The sequence below is a fragment of the Microbacterium sp. genome (assembly GCF_031988965.1).
In the GTDB taxonomy this organism is placed as follows: Bacteria; Actinomycetota; Actinomycetes; order Actinomycetales; family Microbacteriaceae; genus Microbacterium.
The window spans coordinates 1-13,734 of the sequence record NZ_DALZXX010000080.1 but is presented as its reverse complement, the minus strand read 5'-3'; the positions used below and the strand labels follow the sequence as shown (position 1 = coordinate 13,734).

The window sequence follows — 13,734 nt, the reverse complement described above, 5'->3', positions numbered from 1 at the left end:
GCGGATCATCGACTTCCTCGAGCTGCATCCCGAGCTCGACGGGCCGGTCAACGCGGCAGCGCCGAATCCGGTCGACAACCGCGAGTTCATGGCCATCGTGCGACATGCGGCCGGCGCGCGCATCGGACCGCCGATTCCGCGGTGGATGCTCGAGCTCGGCGCCATCGGCATCCGCACCGAGACCGAGCTGATCCTCAAGAGCCGCTGGGTGCTGCCCGAGAAGCTCGCACGCGCAGGGTTCGAGTTCGCCTATCCCGATCTCGACGAGGCCGTGCGCGAGTCCTTCGGGGTGCCGGCCGCCGCCTAGAGTCTCCCGTCGGAGGCCGCAGGCCCGTCGCTCTCGGACTCTCGACGGCGCTTCTCGAGTTCGGCGCGCAGACGCCACTCCTCGATCTCACGATCGAGGTCGGCGATCTGCTGCTCGGTCGAACGCGTGTCAGAGGGCGGAGAAGGCTGTGGGGCGGGCTGCGGAGTCGGCCGACGGCTCGACCGCCCGGCTGTCCGCATCCGGGGGATGCGCAAGCCCGCCTCGGAGTACTCGCGTCCGATCGCGAACCAGAGCAGGCCACCGATCAACGGCAGCAGGATCACGATGACGACCCATGCCATCTTCGGCAGGAATCGCACCTGCGCGTCGTCGCGCGTGATGATGTCGATCAACGCGCCGACCATCAGCACGATGACGAGGATCGAGAACAGGAACGGCATGTGATCAGGGTAGACGACGCAGGACGGTTGCGCCCGGGCAGTGGCTAGGGCAGCAGGTGCCCGCCGGCCCGGAAGAGCTCATACCATTCGGCACGCGTGAGCTCGATATCCGCCCCGGCGGCGGCATCCCGAACGCGCGAGGGCGTGGTGGTTCCCAGGACGACCTGCATCTTCGCCGGGTGACGCGTGATCCACGCCGTCGCGATCGCGATCGGCTCGACGCCGTAGGACGTGGCGAGACGATCGATGACCGCGTTGAGCTCGGCATAGTCGGGGTTGCCGAGGAAGACGCCGGTGAAGAACCCTCCCTGGAACGGCGACCACGCCTGGATCGTGATGCCGTTGATGCGGCAGTACTCGACGATGCCTCCGCCGTCGCGCACGATGCTCTGATCCTCGGCCAGCATGTTGGCGGCGATCGGCTGGGCGATGATCGGGGCGTGCGTGATCGAGAGCTGAAGCTGATTCGCGATCAGCGGCTGACTCACCGCGGTGCGCAGCAGGTCGATCTGCCGCGGCGTGTGGTTCGAGACGCCGAAGGCACGCACCTTTCCCGCGGCCTCGAGCTCGTCGAACGCTCGCGCGACTTCTTCGGGTTCGACGAGGGCGTCGGGACGGTGCAGCAGCAGCACATCGATGTAGTCGGTGCGAAGCGCGCGGAGCGATCCTTCCGCCTGGCGGACGATGTGCTCGTACGAGAAGTCGAACGCCTGCTGCGCCGGATCGATGCCGCACTTCGTCTGGAGCACGATCTCGTCGCGCTCCGCGGCACCGAGCTGCAGCGCGTCGGCGAATCGCGATTCGCAGTGATGCATGCTGCCGCCGTAGATGTCGGCGTGATCGAAGAAGTCGATGCCGCCGGCCCTGGCGGAATCGTAGAGCTCGCGGATGTGCGCATCGTCCTTGTCGTCGATGCGCATCATGCCGGCGATGACGGCGGGGGCGGATGCGGAGCCGAAGGGCACAGTCTTCATGCGGTCCACGCTAGCCTCTCGCACACGGATGCGGTCGGAGCACGACCCCACGACGCCCCCGACCGCACCCACGGCACGCGGCTCTCCCCCGAGCGCGCGGCCGTCACCCTTCCCCCGATTCGGCGCAGGACGCCGCCGGAATCACCGTTCGGAGGACGGTGGCACGAGACGCGAGACCGGGATGCCGAGCACGTCGGCGATGGCTGCGAGATCGGTGACCGTGAAGTCGCGTCGCGACGCGATCTTCGCCTGCAGGGCTTTCACCGTGATCCCGGCTCTCTCGGCGAGCCATGGCACCGTCTCGCCGGCATGGGCGAGCTCGCGCACCACTGATTCTGCGACCACCCGTCGCACATGTGTCGTCACCCGACGACACTATCGTCGTCCTTGGGACACGACAAGGCCCGACGCCCCAGCATGACGGCATCCTGGCTTCGGGCCGGTGCTATCGTGATTCAGGTGACGACACCTGCCGAGAACTACAACCGGGCAGTCGGGCGGCAGCTCAAAGCCGAGATCTTCGCCGCCGGCAGCAGCATCGCGCGGATGGCGCGCGACATCGACGTGTCGCGGAGTGCTCTCGACAACTACACGACCGGTAAGCGCGACATCCCCGTCCCGGTGCTGTATCGGGTGAGCGCCGTGGTGGGCGTCGAGCCCCACGTGATCCTCGACCGTGCGGAGGAGCGACTCCGCACCGAGGCAGGACGCGGTGACGCGATCATCACCCCCCTGCGCCCCCGAGCCGATGTCCCCGGTCGACGAGATGATGTCGCCGAGGTGGCGTTCGAATCCGGGGTCCCTCACGGCCGCGACACCGACGACCTCTACGACTGAGGCTCACGGCCGGCCGCTGTCGATCGAGGAGGCCACGCATGGAACATCTCCTCCGACTGGTCGAGCAGCACGGCCTTCGTCTCGTGGAACGTCGCGGCTCCTCGCGGGGCGGCTTCGAACCTGCCACCTCCACCATCCGCATCGACCCCGGCATGAGCACCCGCGCGACCTGCAGTGTTCTCGCGCACGAGCTGGGACACGCCGTGCTCGGGCACGTGCCGACGTCAGACCACGCTCTCCGCGACCGGCAGGAGCATCGCGCCGACGAATGGGCGGCACGCCTGCTCATCGACGCCCGCTCCTATGCCGCCGCCGAGCAGCTGCGCGGTACGCATGCCGCGAGCCTCGCATTCGAACTCGGAGTCACGATCGAGATCGTGCACGCCTATCAGCGCCTCCTGCGGCGCGGCGCCGTGTCACTGGTTGAATGAGGGCATGAGCTTTCGCGTCACGCCCGCACCGACCACCCTGACAGGACGACTCGTCGAGCTGCGCCCGCTCGAGACGTCTCACCATGACGGCCTGCTCGAGGCGCTCCTCGAGGGCGACCTGTGGAAGAACGCCTGGTACACGTCGGTGCCGTCACCCGACGGTCTCGCCGCGGAGATCGACCGGCGTATCGGACTCATCGAGACCGGCGGCATGATCCCGTTCACGGCGTTCGACGCCTCAGGCCGCATCCTCGGTCTGACGTCGTTCTACGACATCGTCGACGAGGTTCCCCGACTGCACATCGGGTACACGTGGAACCGGCCCTCGGCGCACGGGACGGGGACCAATGCCGAGTCCAAGCTGCTCCTGCTGCGCCACGCGTTCGAAGAGCTGGGCGTGTTCCGCGTCGGTCTCACGACCCAGTGGATGAACGCCCAGTCGCGCGCCGCCATCGAGCGCCTGGGGGCGAAGCAGGACGGCGTGATGAGGGCGATCAGTCGCTACAGCAACGGAGCACTGCGCGACAGCGTCGAGTTCTCGATCATCGAGCCCGAATGGCCCGCGGTGAAGGCGAACCTCGAGATGAGGCTCACCAAGCGGCTCTGAGCGTCACTCGGTGGCGTTGCCCGACCAGTTGTCCTTGCGGCGGGTGGCCGAACCGCGCTGACGCATCATGAACGCCAGCGACAGGCTGACGATGAGGATGCCGGCGATGAAGACGATCGCCTGGAAGTCCTCGAGCGACTGCGCGAGCCCCATGAGCCAGATCCCTCCGAGGAAGAGGATCATGAAGAAGATGAAGCTGAGGATCACGGGGTCTCCTGTCTGAACAACCGGCCAGCATCAAGGATACCTTTAGCGCAGAGATCGCCCGCACGAAAGGCCCTGCCGGTGCCGCGCGTCCCGTGGTTGCCTCGCTCGCATGACAAAGACGCTCACCGCCCTGGCCATCACCTGCAGCCTCAAGCCCTCCCCCGCCGAGTCGAGCTCCGATCTGCTCGGATCACAGATCCTCGACGCTCTCGCCGACCACGACGTCACGGGGAGTCTCGTCCGCGCGGTCGATCATGTGATCAGCCCCGGGGTCGAGGCAGACATGGGCGGCGACGACGAGTGGCCGACGTTGAGACAGCGCGTGCTCGCCGCCGACATCCTCGTCTTCGTGACGCCGACCTGGATGGGTCAGCACTCGAGCGTCGCCCAGCGTGTTCTCGAGAGGCTCGACGCCGAACTCGCAGAGACCGACGAGCAGGGGCGTCCGATCCTCTTCGACAAGGTCGCGATCGCCGCGGTCGTCGGCAACGAGGACGGCGCGCACCACATCGCAGCGATCCTGTTCCAGGGTCTGAACGACGTGGGCTTCACGATTCCCGCCCAGGGATCGGTGTACTGGAACGGCGAGGCGATGCAGACCGTCGACTACAAGGATCTGTCCAAGACGCCCGAGAAGGTCGCTCAGGCCACCTCGACCGCCGCGAGGAACGCCGCGCATCTCGCTCGCACGCTCAGCGAGAGCGGCTACCCCGCGGAGTAGGCGTGCGGTCGTAAGAGCGGACGCTCAGTCGGAGGGTGCTCAGGCGGCCGGCGCCCCGGCGCTGAGCACCTTCGGCTGCACGAACTCGTCGATCACGAGCTCGCCGGTCGCGTTGAGCGCATGCATCATGTCTTCGATGCGCGACTTCTCGATGTGCTGAGACTCCGCGGTGCTGAACAGGAACTGCAGCGGGATCGCGGGATGGATCCACACCGTCACTCGGCCGGGGTCCCCACCCTCGGTCGGGTGCCACGTCATCATGAAGCTCTCCTGCCGGCGCAGCTTCGTGCCGATGATCACTTTGAGGTGTGCAAGCGTCTCGTCTTCGATGATGATCGGCTCCGAGGTGCCGTCGTATCGCAGTCTTCCCATGAGTGAACCGTACCCCGACGCGGGCCCGGATATGCACAGGAATGCCGATCATTGCGATCGACGGAATGTCACGATATCGTCGCGGCGCCGCTGCTCGACGGACAGCCCCGCGAGCTCGAACCTGCGGAACACCCGCCGCGGCAGATCGGGAAGTTCGGCAGTGCGTCCGGCAGCCGCCTTCGCGAGTCCGACGACGAGGGAGAGATCGACGCCCGCACCGCGGACCTCGACACGCGCGTAGTCGCTGGCGGTCCGCCAGACGAGCACCTCGATCTGCCGGAACGGGATGACATGAGAGCCGGATCCGACGCGGACCCGCAGCTCGTCGTTGCCGAACGCGACGGCGCATGTGACGGTGCGCCGGCGCACGACGGCGAGGAAGAGCAGGTACCCGGGCAGTGCGATGACCACGCCGACGACGAGGATCGCGATCTTGGGTCCTGCCTGCACGACCGCGTCACCGAGGACGATGAGGAGTGCGACGGCGCCGAGTCCGCCGACCAGAACGAGCACGACGATCCAGGATGTGATCTCGCGCATGCGCACCTCGATCGCCGAGAACTCGACGACTGATCCGTCACCGCTTCGGTCGCGCTGCCACTCCGGTGCCGTGGGTGCGGGCCGACGAGCGGAATCACGCCGCGAGAAGAGATCGGTGATCCGCGAGAGAAGGCCGAGCCAGATCCAACCGAGGGCGGGGCCGGCGGCGATCTGCAGCACGACGACGACCGCCTTCGCACCCTCCGGAAGAGCCGCGAGCGGCTCCTTGCTGTGCTCGATCGCCCAGTACATCAGCGCCGTCAGCGCGGCGGCCACACTGATGTGAACGACGACTCCGAGCATCCGCGGTCGCATCTCGAAGGTCGCGTTCACGAACGCGAATGCGACCGCCCATCCGCCGATCAGCATCAGCAGGAAGCCGAAGAAGCCGAGGTCGGCGCTCACGAGGGTCCAGGCGACGGCGACGGCGAGCAGAGCGACTCCCACGAGCAGCGGGGTGATGATCAGCAGACGCGAGACGCTCGACCGCACGCGGGTCTCGTGGGGGCTCGACTCGGTCATCCCCGCCATCCTAGGGGCGGGTACATGATCCTCTCCGCGGTGCCGCCTGTACACCCCCTACGCGGCGCGACACGCGCGTGCGACGCTGGGGTCCCAGGCACCGAGGAGACGCCGATGGGACGCTTCATATACAACCGTGGGCCACGGGTCGACGTCGAGGATCGCGCCCTGAATCACCTGCAACTCGTCATGACGGCCAAACTGCGCCGCGGCGAGCCGTTCCCGTTCACGTGGCGAGATGACCTGAGCCTCGGTGGCGGACGCACGACGGTGTGGGTGCATCCTGCGAGCGCCCTGGTCTTCTCGTTCACCGGCCCTCGCTCGCCCGACATCAACCGCAACTGGCTGCGAGATCTCGCCGTGACCGCGTCTCAGCCGGGCGGGCTCTACCTCACCCCGGAACCGGCGCGGTAACGAGCGCGCGACGGCTCGCCGGTCGCAGTAGCGTGGGATCATGACCGCTCCCGTTGATCCGACAGCCACTTCCGCCTGGTCCGAGCTCACCGCCCTGCACGGTGCGTTCACCCCCGATCTTCGCGGCTGGTTCGCCGCCGACGCCGACCGCGCGCAGTCGCTCTCGTTCCCCCTGGCCGACCTGCACGTCGACCTCTCGAAGAACCTCGTCACCGACGAGGTTCTCGCGGCTCTCCTGCGCCTGGCCGAGCAGACCGGTGTCGCCGACCGGTACGCCGCGATGCTGACGGGTGAACACCTCAACACGTCCGAAGATCGCGCCGTGCTGCACACCGCCCTGCGGCGGCCCGCCGGAGCGTCCCCCGCGCTCGTCGTCGACGGGCAGGACGTCGACATCGACGTGCAGGCCGTTCTCGACGCGCTGAGCGCCTTCGCTTCCCGTGTGCGCTCGGGCGACTGGCGGGGAGTGACGGGCAAGAAGGTCACGCACGTCGTCAACATCGGCATCGGCGGTTCCGACCTCGGCCCCGTCATGGTCTACGAGGCGCTGAAGCCCTACGCGGACGCGGGTATCGAAGCGCGATTCGTCTCGAACATCGACCCCACCGACCTCGCGCAGAAGACGGCGGATCTCGAGCCCGAGACCACACTCTTCATCGTCGCCTCGAAGACGTTCACGACGCTCGAGACGCTCACCAACGCCCGCCTCGCCCGCGACTGGCTGTGGGCCGGCCTCACGGCATCCGGTGCGATCTCCGATGACGACGATGCGCGCACCGACGCGGTCGCCCATCACTTCGTGGCGGTGTCGACGGCACTCGACAAGGTCGCCGCCTTCGGCATCGATCCCGCCAACGCCTTCGGGTTCTGGGACTGGGTCGGAGGCCGCTACTCGGTCGACTCCGCGATCGGCCTGTCGCTCGCCATCGCGCTCGGCCCCGATACGTTCCACGAGCTGCTCGCAGGCTTCCACGCCGTCGACGAGCACGTGCGCACGACGCCGCTCGAGCGCAACGTGCCCGTGCTGATGGGGCTGCTGAACGTCTGGTACGTCAACTTCTTCGGCGCGCAGTCGCACGCCGTGCTGCCGTACGCACAGCAGCTGAGCAGATTCCCCGCGTACCTGCAGCAGCTGACGATGGAGTCCAACGGCAAGTCCGTGCGCTGGGACGGAACGCCCGTCACCACCGACACGGGCGAGGTCTTCTGGGGCGAGCCCGGCACCAACGGCCAGCACGCGTTCTACCAGCTGATCCACCAGGGCACCCGGCTGATCCCCGCCGACTTCATCGCGTTCGTGAACCCGGCCTACCCGCTGACCGACGGCGGCCAGGACGTGCACGAGCTGTTCCTCGCGAACTTCCTCGCGCAGACCAAGGCGCTCGCGTTCGGCAAGACGGCGGAGGAGGTCGAGGCCGAGGGCACGACCGGCGCTCTGGTCGCCGCGCGTACATTCGCGGGCAACCGTCCGACCACGTCGATCTTCGCGCCGGCCCTCACGCCGCAGGTGCTCGGCCAGCTGATCGCCCTGTACGAGCACATCACCTTCACCCAGGGCACGATCTGGGGCATCAACTCGTTCGACCAGTGGGGTGTGGAGCTCGGCAAGCAGCTCGCGATGCAGATCGCGCCCGCGATCGGCGGCGACGAGGATGCCGTCGCGGCGCAGGACGCGTCGACCAAGGCGCTGCTCGCGTACTACGCGGCGAACCGGAAGTAGTCCCGGGGTACGCGAAGGGGCCGGATGCCATGGCATCCGGCCCCTTCGTCGTTCATCGGAAGCGATGACTCAGAAGTCCCAGTCGTCGTCTTCCGTGGCCTCGGCCTTGCCGATGACGTACGACGATCCCGAGCCCGAGAAGAAGTCGTGGTTCTCGTCGGCGTTCGGCGAGAGCGCCGACAGGATCGCCGGGTTCACGTTCGTGACGGTCGAGGGGAACATCGCTTCGTAGCCGAGGTTCATCAGCGCCTTGTTGGCGTTGTAGTGCAGGAACTTCTTGACGTCTTCGGTCAGGCCGACTCCGTCGTAGAGGTCCTGCGTGTACTGCACCTCGTTGTCGTAGAGCTCGAACAGCAGATTGAAGGTGTAGTCCTTCAGCTCCTGGCGGCGCTCTTCGGTCTCGTTCTCGAGACCCTTCTGGAACTTGTATCCGATGTAGTACCCGTGCACGGCCTCGTCACGGATGATCAGGCGGATCAGGTCGGCCGTGTTCGTCAGCTTCGCCTTGGACGACCAGTAGATCGGCAGGTAGAAGCCCGAGTAGAACAGGAACGACTCGAGCAGGGTCGAGGCGACCTTGCGCTTGAGCGGGTCGTCTCCCTGGTAGTAGTCCATGATGATCTGAGCCTTCTTCTGAAGGTTCGGATTCTCGGTCGACCAGCGGAACGCCTCGTCGATCTCCTTCGTCGACGCGAGGGTCGAGAAGATCGAGGAGTAGCTCTTCGCGTGCACCGACTCCATGAAGGCGATGTTCGTGTACACGGCCTCCTCATGAGGGGTGATCGCATCCGGGATCAGCGAGACGGCGCCGACGGTGCCCTGGATCGTGTCGAGCAGGGTCAGGCCGGTGAAGACGCGCATGGTGAGCAGCTGCTCGTCGGGCGTCAGCGTGTTCCACGACTGGATGTCGTTCGACAACGGCACCTTCTCGGGCAGCCAGAAGTTGTTCACCAGACGGTTCCAGACCTCGAGGTCCTTGTCGTCGATGATGCGGTTCCAGTTGATCGCCTGAACGCTGTCGACCAGCTTGAGCGGGGGGTGGGGAGTCATGATTCGTCGTTTCTCGTGTTCAGTGACGGGCTCAGAGCATGCAGGAGACGCACTCGGTCATATCGGTGCCCTCGAGCGCCATCTGACGCAGACGGATGTAGTAGATCGTCTTGATGCCCTTGCGCCATGCGTAGATCTGAGCCTTGTTGATGTCACGCGTCGTGGCGGTGTCCTTGAAGAACAGCGTCAGCGACAGGCCCTGGTCGACGTGCTGGGTCGCGGCGGCGTACGTGTCGATGACCTTCTCGTAGCCGATCTCGTATGCGTCCTGGTAGTACTCCAGGTTGTCGTTCGTCATGAACGCGGCCGGGTAGTAGACGCGACCGAGCTTGCCTTCCTTGCGGATCTCGATCTTCGACGCGATCGGGTGGATCGACGACGTCGAGTTGTTGATGTACGAGATCGAGCCGGTCGGCGGCACCGCCTGCAGGTTCTGGTTGTAGATGCCGTGCTCCTGGATCGACGCCTTCAGCGCCACCCAGTCCTCCTGCGTCGGGATGTGCTTGCCCGCGAAGAGCTCCTTGACCTTCTCGGTCTCGGGCACCCAGGCGCGCTCGATGTACTTGTCGAAGAACGTTCCCGACGCGTACGTCGAGTCCTCGAAGCCGTCGAAGGCCTGCTTGCGCTCGATCGCGAGGTTGTTCGAGGCGCGCAGCGCGTGGAACAGCACCGTGTAGAAGTAGATGTTCGTGAAGTCGATGCCCTCTTCGGAGCCGTAGTAGACGTGCTCGCGAGCCAGGTAGCCGTGCAGGTTCATCTGGCCGAGGCCGATGGCGTGCGAGCGGTCGTTGCCGTCTTCGATCGAACGGACCGAGCGGATGTGGCTCTGGTCGCTCACCGCGCTCAGCGCGCGGATCGCGGTCTCGACGGTCTGGCCCAGGTCATCGGCATCCATCGACAGCGCGATGTTCATCGAGCCGAGGTTGCACGAGATGTCCTTGCCGATCTGGTCGTACGACAGGTCGTCGTTGTACGTGGTCGGCGTGTTCACCTGCAGGATCTCGCTGCAGAGGTTCGACATGTTGATGCGGCCCTTGATCGGGTTGGCCTTGTTCACCGTGTCCTCGAACATGATGTACGGGTAGCCCGACTCGAACTGGATCTCGGCGACGGTCTGGAAGAACTCACGCGCGTTGATCTTCGTCTTCTTGATGCGCGCGTCGTCGACCATCTCGCGGTACTTCTCGGTGACCGAGATGTCGCCGAAGGGCACGCCGTAGACCTTCTCGACGTCGTACGGCGAGAAGAGGTACATGTCCTCGCCGTTCTTGGCGAGCTCGAACGTGATGTCGGGCACGACGACACCCAGCGACAGCGTCTTGATGCGGATCTTCTCGTCGGCGTTCTCACGCTTGGTGTCGAGGAAGCGCATGATGTCGGGGTGGTGCGCGTTGAGGTACACCGCACCGGCACCCTGACGGGCACCGAGCTGGTTGGCGTAGCTGAAGCTGTCTTCGAGGAGCTTCATCACGGGGATGATGCCGGACGACTGGTTCTCGATCTGCTTGATCGGCGCGCCGGCCTCGCGGATGTTCGAGAGCAGCAGCGCCACGCCGCCGCCGCGCTTGGAGAGCTGCAGGGCGGAGTTGATGCCTCGGGCGATCGACTCCATGTTGTCTTCGATGCGCAGCAGGAAGCAGCTGACGAGCTCGCCGCGCTGGGCCTTGCCCGAGTTGAGGAAGGTCGGCGTCGCGGGCTGGAAGCGGCCGGAGATGATCTCCTCGACCAGCGCGACCGCGAGCTTCTCGTCGCCGCCGGCGAGACCGAGGGCCGTCATCACGACGCGGTCCTCGAAGCGCTCGAGGTAGCGCTTGCCGTCGAACGTCTTGAGCGTGTAGCTCGTGTAGTACTTGAAGGCGCCGAGGAAGGTCTCGAAGCGGAACTTCTTGCCGTAGGCGAGGTCGTTGAGCTTCTGGATGAACTCGAGCGAGTACTGCTCGATCACGGCCGGCTCGTAGTACTCCTTCTCGACGAGGTAGTCGAGACGCTCCTTGAGCGAGTGGAAGAACACGGTGTTCTGGTTGACGTGCTGCAGGAAGTACTCGCGCGCCGCCCGCTTGTCGGCGTCGAACTGGATCTTCCCGTTCGCGTCGTACAGGTTCAGCATCGCGTTGAGGGCGTGATAGTCGAGACCCTCGTAGCTCGGGTTCATCTTGAACGCGACCGTCTCGGTCACGGCGTCATGCTCTTCGACTGCAGTTCCCACTGTCTTTCCAATCCGTCGCTCACGCGATCAACATCGTCCTGTGTGCCGAAGATCTCGAGCCGATACAAGTGAGGCACGTTGCACTTGCGGCTGATGATGTCACCGGCGAGGCAGAAGGACTCGCCGAAGTTGGTGTTGCCCGCGGAGATCACTCCGCGGATGTGGCGCCGGTTTCGCTCGTCGTTGAGGAACCGGACCACCTGCTTGGGTACGGCACCTTTTTCGACACCCCGTCCCTCACCCCCGCCGTAGGTGGGGGTGACCAGCACGAAGGGCTCGTCGACGACGAGTTCTTCCTCCTGCCGGAGGAGCGGGATACGTCGGGCCGGAAGCCCGAGCTTCTCGACGAAGCGGGCGGTGTTACCCGAGGCGCTCGAGAAGTACACCAGGAGCGGCGCGGCGGTCGCGAGTTGGCGCATGGTTCACCCCGGTTCCTGAGCGACGCCGAAGGGTCACGCCAGACGAGACGCGAGTTCGTCGATCTTGTCGGGACGGAAGCCCGACCAGTGTCCCTCGTCGGTGACGACGACGGGCGCCTGCATGTAGCCCAGCGCCTTGACCTGCTCCAGGGCCGTCGGGTCCTCCGACAGGTCGAGGATCTCGTACTCGATGCCCTTGGCGTCGAGCGCGCGGTAGGTGGCGTTGCACTGAACGCAGGACGGCTTGGTGTAGACCGTGATCGACATCTTTTCGCTTCCCCTCAAATCTCTGGCCTGCTTCTGAATCAGGCTGTTTTCCGGCAGACCCTCACCGGGATCTCAATACTACATATAGGTACGGACATTCAGGGTGACCACTAGGGGTAGTAGTTACATCCGTGTAGTTTTCCACCGCTCTCCACTGATACAACACAGGTTCTCCACCGTTTCTTCCACAGGCAGGAGCCCTCGGAGAGGGGTCGCGAACCGCGAGAAATCGCGCCTCTCGAACCCCCGCCGGGGATCCATCCACAGGAGGCACCGTACGCGCGGCTTCGGACATTCGATTTCCTGTGGAAAGTGGTCCTCGGCGTGTCGCGGCGTGTCGTCCGAAGCGCGCTTCGTCGGGTGTCCCCGGCGCCCGGTAGCGTTGACCTGTGGCGGGATACACGGACCTTCTTCGCACGCCCGGAGTGGCGCGCATGATCGCGGCACAGCTGACCGCTCGGTTCCCGAACGGTATGACCTCGCTGGCGATCCTCCTGCACGTCGAGCAGCAGACCGGCTCCTACGGGTCCGCCGGTCTCGTGCTCGCCGCGACCAGTGTGGGCCAGGCCGTCGCCGGTCCGATCACGAGCCGATGGATGGGCGCGTGGGGCATGCGCCGCGTGCTCGCCCTCACCCTCGGCGTCTGCGTCGTGGCGGTGCTCGGCCTCGCGCTCCTCCCCCTCACCGTGCCCGGCTACATGATCCTCGGCATGATCGCGGGCCTCTCGACCCCGCCGGTGCAGGCCGCCGTGCGCACCATCTATCCCAAGCTCGTGAACTCGCGTCAGCTCACGCCGCTGTTCTCGCTCGACGCCTCGCTGCAGGAGATCATCTGGGTGCTCGCGCCCGTCGTGATCACCCTCGTGTCGACGCAGGTGGGCACGGCCGAGGGGCTCCTCCTGGTCGCCGTGGTCCTGGTCGGCGGCGGAGCGTGGTTCATCCTCTCCCCCGAGGTCGGCCGCGTGCGCATCCCGCGCAGCCGCAGCGCACTCGGCAAGGTCGTCCTCAAGCCGCCGGTGCTCCTCGCCACCGTCATCGGCTTCCTGCTCATCGGTGCGTGCTCGGCGGTCGAGGTCGGCGTCGTCGCGACGTTCGAGCACGGCAGCCTGGCAGCGGGTCTCGTGCTCGCGGTGTTCGCCGTCGGCAGCCTCGCCGGCGGACTCTCGTTCGGCCACATCCCTATCGGCCCCTGGGCGATGGCCCGGCGCCTCACGATCGTCACGATCGGCCTCGCCCTCACGATGTTCGCCCTCAACGAGTTCTGGCTCGGCGGCACCCTGATCGTCGCCGGTATCGGCATCGCCCCGGCCCTGGCGGTGCTGTTCGCCATCACGACAGCGAGCGTCAAGTTCAGCGAGACCGCCGAGGCGTTCGGCTGGGCGGGCACCGGGCAGCTCATCGGCGCGGCCGCCGGGTCTGCCGTGGCCGGGTTCCTCGTCGACGCGACGGATCCCCGCGGCGCCTACCTCGCAGCGACGCTGTTCGCGGCGGCGGGACTCGTCGTCTCGATCGTCTTCGTCCGCTCCTTCCCCGACCTGCGTCACCGCGACGCGAGCCCGCACCCCGACACCGAACCCCTGGCGGTCACCCCTTCATGAGCTCCGAGTCCCTCTCGTCCCCTGTCCCCGAGGTCGTCTGCGTGGGCGAGTCCATGGGACTCGTCACGGCCCTGGGTGCACCCCTCGCCGAGACCGAGACGGCTGCGCTCGGACTCGCCGGTGCAGAGGGCAACGTGGCGG

General features: G+C 66.2%; 18 protein-coding genes. 8 read left to right on the top strand and 10 right to left on the bottom strand.

What is annotated here, in order from left to right:
- Nucleotides 1–307, top strand: a 307-nt coding sequence (locus RTM68_RS12625) for a DUF1731 domain-containing protein (RefSeq protein WP_312171419.1), incomplete at its 5' end; no start/stop codon positions are given.
- Here the strand turns inward: RTM68_RS12625 and RTM68_RS12620 are convergent.
- The 3 genes from RTM68_RS12620 to RTM68_RS12610 all read right to left on the bottom strand — a co-directional run bounded on the left by RTM68_RS12620 (nucleotide 304) and on the right by RTM68_RS12610 (nucleotide 2,048).
- Nucleotides 304–708 carry a PLDc N-terminal domain-containing protein gene (locus tag RTM68_RS12620; RefSeq protein WP_312171417.1) on the bottom strand — a complete coding sequence of 135 codons (405 nt, stop codon included), beginning with the start codon at nucleotides 706–708 and terminating at the stop codon, nucleotides 304–306. The two genes, RTM68_RS12625 and RTM68_RS12620, sit on opposite strands and share 4 nt — an antisense overlap.
- Before the next feature lie 44 nt (nucleotides 709–752).
- The gene (locus RTM68_RS12615) at nucleotides 753–1,682 is read right to left on the bottom strand and encodes an aldo/keto reductase (RefSeq protein ID WP_312171415.1); all 930 of its coding nucleotides are present in this window, start codon (nucleotides 1,680–1,682) and stop codon (nucleotides 753–755) included.
- 141 nt (nucleotides 1,683–1,823) lie between these two features.
- Nucleotides 1,824–2,048: a helix-turn-helix transcriptional regulator gene (locus RTM68_RS12610; protein WP_312171414.1), complete on the bottom strand. Its 225-nt coding sequence runs from the start codon at nucleotides 2,046–2,048 to the stop codon at nucleotides 1,824–1,826.
- A gap of 93 nt (nucleotides 2,049–2,141) precedes the next feature.
- Here RTM68_RS12610 and RTM68_RS12605 point away from each other — a divergent pair, with 93 nt between their 5' ends.
- Genes RTM68_RS12605 through RTM68_RS12595 form a run of 3 tightly spaced genes read left to right on the top strand, consistent with a single transcriptional unit; the run spans nucleotide 2,142 to nucleotide 3,557 of the window.
- On the top strand, nucleotides 2,142–2,519 hold the full coding sequence (locus RTM68_RS12605) for a helix-turn-helix transcriptional regulator (RefSeq protein ID WP_312171412.1): 378 nt from the start codon (nucleotides 2,142–2,144) through the stop codon (nucleotides 2,517–2,519).
- A 38-nt stretch (nucleotides 2,520–2,557) separates the two neighbouring features.
- A complete protein-coding gene (locus RTM68_RS12600) occupies nucleotides 2,558–2,950 on the top strand; it encodes an ImmA/IrrE family metallo-endopeptidase (RefSeq protein ID WP_312171409.1) in 393 nt (130 codons plus the stop codon).
- A gap of 4 nt (nucleotides 2,951–2,954) precedes the next feature.
- On the top strand, nucleotides 2,955–3,557 hold the full coding sequence (locus RTM68_RS12595) for a GNAT family protein (RefSeq protein ID WP_312171406.1): 603 nt from the start codon (nucleotides 2,955–2,957) through the stop codon (nucleotides 3,555–3,557).
- Nucleotides 3,558–3,560: 3 nt separating this feature from the next.
- Here RTM68_RS12595 and RTM68_RS12590 read toward each other — a convergent pair whose 3' ends face one another.
- The gene (locus RTM68_RS12590; protein WP_194763630.1) at nucleotides 3,561–3,764 is read right to left on the bottom strand and encodes a hypothetical protein; all 204 of its coding nucleotides are present in this window, start codon (nucleotides 3,762–3,764) and stop codon (nucleotides 3,561–3,563) included.
- 109 nt (nucleotides 3,765–3,873) lie between these two features.
- Here RTM68_RS12590 and RTM68_RS12585 point away from each other — a divergent pair, with 109 nt between their 5' ends.
- Entirely contained in the window at nucleotides 3,874–4,485 is a 612-nt protein-coding gene (locus RTM68_RS12585; RefSeq protein ID WP_312171401.1) for an NAD(P)H-dependent oxidoreductase, read from the top strand.
- 39 nt (nucleotides 4,486–4,524) lie between these two features.
- Here RTM68_RS12585 and RTM68_RS12580 read toward each other — a convergent pair whose 3' ends face one another.
- Both RTM68_RS12580 and RTM68_RS12575 read right to left on the bottom strand, forming a co-directional pair.
- The gene (locus RTM68_RS12580) at nucleotides 4,525–4,857 is read right to left on the bottom strand and encodes a hypothetical protein (RefSeq protein WP_194763632.1); all 333 of its coding nucleotides are present in this window, start codon (nucleotides 4,855–4,857) and stop codon (nucleotides 4,525–4,527) included.
- Nucleotides 4,858–4,905: 48 nt separating this feature from the next.
- Nucleotides 4,906–5,919, bottom strand: coding sequence for a hypothetical protein (locus tag RTM68_RS12575; protein ID WP_312171398.1), 1,014 nt, complete (start codon nucleotides 5,917–5,919; stop codon nucleotides 4,906–4,908).
- Between the two features lie 114 nt (nucleotides 5,920–6,033).
- On the opposite strand from RTM68_RS12575, the gene RTM68_RS12570 reads away from it, so the two are divergent.
- Nucleotides 6,034–6,333, top strand: coding sequence for an ATP-dependent DNA ligase (locus RTM68_RS12570; protein WP_312171396.1), 300 nt, complete (start codon nucleotides 6,034–6,036; stop codon nucleotides 6,331–6,333).
- A gap of 40 nt (nucleotides 6,334–6,373) precedes the next feature.
- Nucleotides 6,374–8,053 carry a glucose-6-phosphate isomerase gene (gene pgi, locus RTM68_RS12565; RefSeq protein ID WP_312171394.1) on the top strand — a complete coding sequence of 560 codons (1,680 nt, stop codon included), beginning with the start codon at nucleotides 6,374–6,376 and terminating at the stop codon, nucleotides 8,051–8,053.
- A gap of 69 nt (nucleotides 8,054–8,122) precedes the next feature.
- Here pgi and nrdF read toward each other — a convergent pair whose 3' ends face one another.
- From nrdF to nrdH, 4 genes are read right to left on the bottom strand one after another with little or no spacing between them, the layout of a single operon-like run.
- Nucleotides 8,123–9,103, bottom strand: coding sequence for a class 1b ribonucleoside-diphosphate reductase subunit beta (gene nrdF / locus RTM68_RS12560; protein WP_194763649.1), 981 nt, complete (start codon nucleotides 9,101–9,103; stop codon nucleotides 8,123–8,125).
- 31 nt (nucleotides 9,104–9,134) lie between these two features.
- Nucleotides 9,135–11,255: a class 1b ribonucleoside-diphosphate reductase subunit alpha gene (nrdE, locus tag RTM68_RS12555; protein WP_312171421.1), complete on the bottom strand. Its 2,121-nt coding sequence runs from the start codon at nucleotides 11,253–11,255 to the stop codon at nucleotides 9,135–9,137.
- A gap of 20 nt (nucleotides 11,256–11,275) precedes the next feature.
- Nucleotides 11,276–11,728, bottom strand: a complete 453-nt coding sequence (gene nrdI / locus RTM68_RS12550) for a class Ib ribonucleoside-diphosphate reductase assembly flavoprotein NrdI (RefSeq protein WP_312171390.1) — start codon at nucleotides 11,726–11,728, stop codon at nucleotides 11,276–11,278.
- 33 nt (nucleotides 11,729–11,761) lie between these two features.
- A complete protein-coding gene (nrdH, locus tag RTM68_RS12545; protein WP_017828869.1) occupies nucleotides 11,762–11,995 on the bottom strand; it encodes a glutaredoxin-like protein NrdH in 234 nt (77 codons plus the stop codon).
- Nucleotides 11,996–12,384: 389 nt separating this feature from the next.
- On the opposite strand from nrdH, the gene RTM68_RS12540 reads away from it, so the two are divergent.
- Complete coding sequence (locus RTM68_RS12540; RefSeq protein WP_312171381.1) at nucleotides 12,385–13,593, top strand: MFS transporter; 1,209 nt, start codon at nucleotides 12,385–12,387, stop codon at nucleotides 13,591–13,593.
- Nucleotides 13,594–13,734: the final 141 nt, after the last annotated feature.

What these genes read in the sequence shown, in the direction of transcription:
- RTM68_RS12620 (WP_312171417.1), bottom strand. Translation starts at nt 708, where the DNA reads ATGCCGTTCCTGTTCTCGATCCTCGTCATCGTGCTGATGGTCGGCGCG.
- RTM68_RS12615 (WP_312171415.1), bottom strand. Translation starts at nt 1,682, where the DNA reads ATGAAGACTGTGCCCTTCGGCTCCGCATCCGCCCCCGCCGTCATCGCC.
- RTM68_RS12600 (WP_312171409.1), top strand. Translation starts at nt 2,558, where the DNA reads ATGGAACATCTCCTCCGACTGGTCGAGCAGCACGGCCTTCGTCTCGTG.
- RTM68_RS12595 (WP_312171406.1), top strand. Translation starts at nt 2,955, where the DNA reads ATGAGCTTTCGCGTCACGCCCGCACCGACCACCCTGACAGGACGACTC.
- RTM68_RS12585 (WP_312171401.1), top strand. Translation starts at nt 3,874, where the DNA reads ATGACAAAGACGCTCACCGCCCTGGCCATCACCTGCAGCCTCAAGCCC.
- RTM68_RS12580 (WP_194763632.1), bottom strand. Translation starts at nt 4,857, where the DNA reads ATGGGAAGACTGCGATACGACGGCACCTCGGAGCCGATCATCATCGAA.
- RTM68_RS12575 (WP_312171398.1), bottom strand. Translation starts at nt 5,919, where the DNA reads ATGACCGAGTCGAGCCCCCACGAGACCCGCGTGCGGTCGAGCGTCTCG.
- RTM68_RS12570 (WP_312171396.1), top strand. Translation starts at nt 6,034, where the DNA reads ATGGGACGCTTCATATACAACCGTGGGCCACGGGTCGACGTCGAGGAT.
- pgi (WP_312171394.1), top strand. Translation starts at nt 6,374, where the DNA reads ATGACCGCTCCCGTTGATCCGACAGCCACTTCCGCCTGGTCCGAGCTC.
- nrdF (WP_194763649.1), bottom strand. Translation starts at nt 9,103, where the DNA reads ATGACTCCCCACCCCCCGCTCAAGCTGGTCGACAGCGTTCAGGCGATC.
- nrdE (WP_312171421.1), bottom strand. Translation starts at nt 11,255, where the DNA reads ATGAACCCGAGCTACGAGGGTCTCGACTATCACGCCCTCAACGCGATG.
- nrdI (WP_312171390.1), bottom strand. Translation starts at nt 11,728, where the DNA reads ATGCGCCAACTCGCGACCGCCGCGCCGCTCCTGGTGTACTTCTCGAGC.
- nrdH (WP_017828869.1), bottom strand. Translation starts at nt 11,995, where the DNA reads ATGTCGATCACGGTCTACACCAAGCCGTCCTGCGTTCAGTGCAACGCC.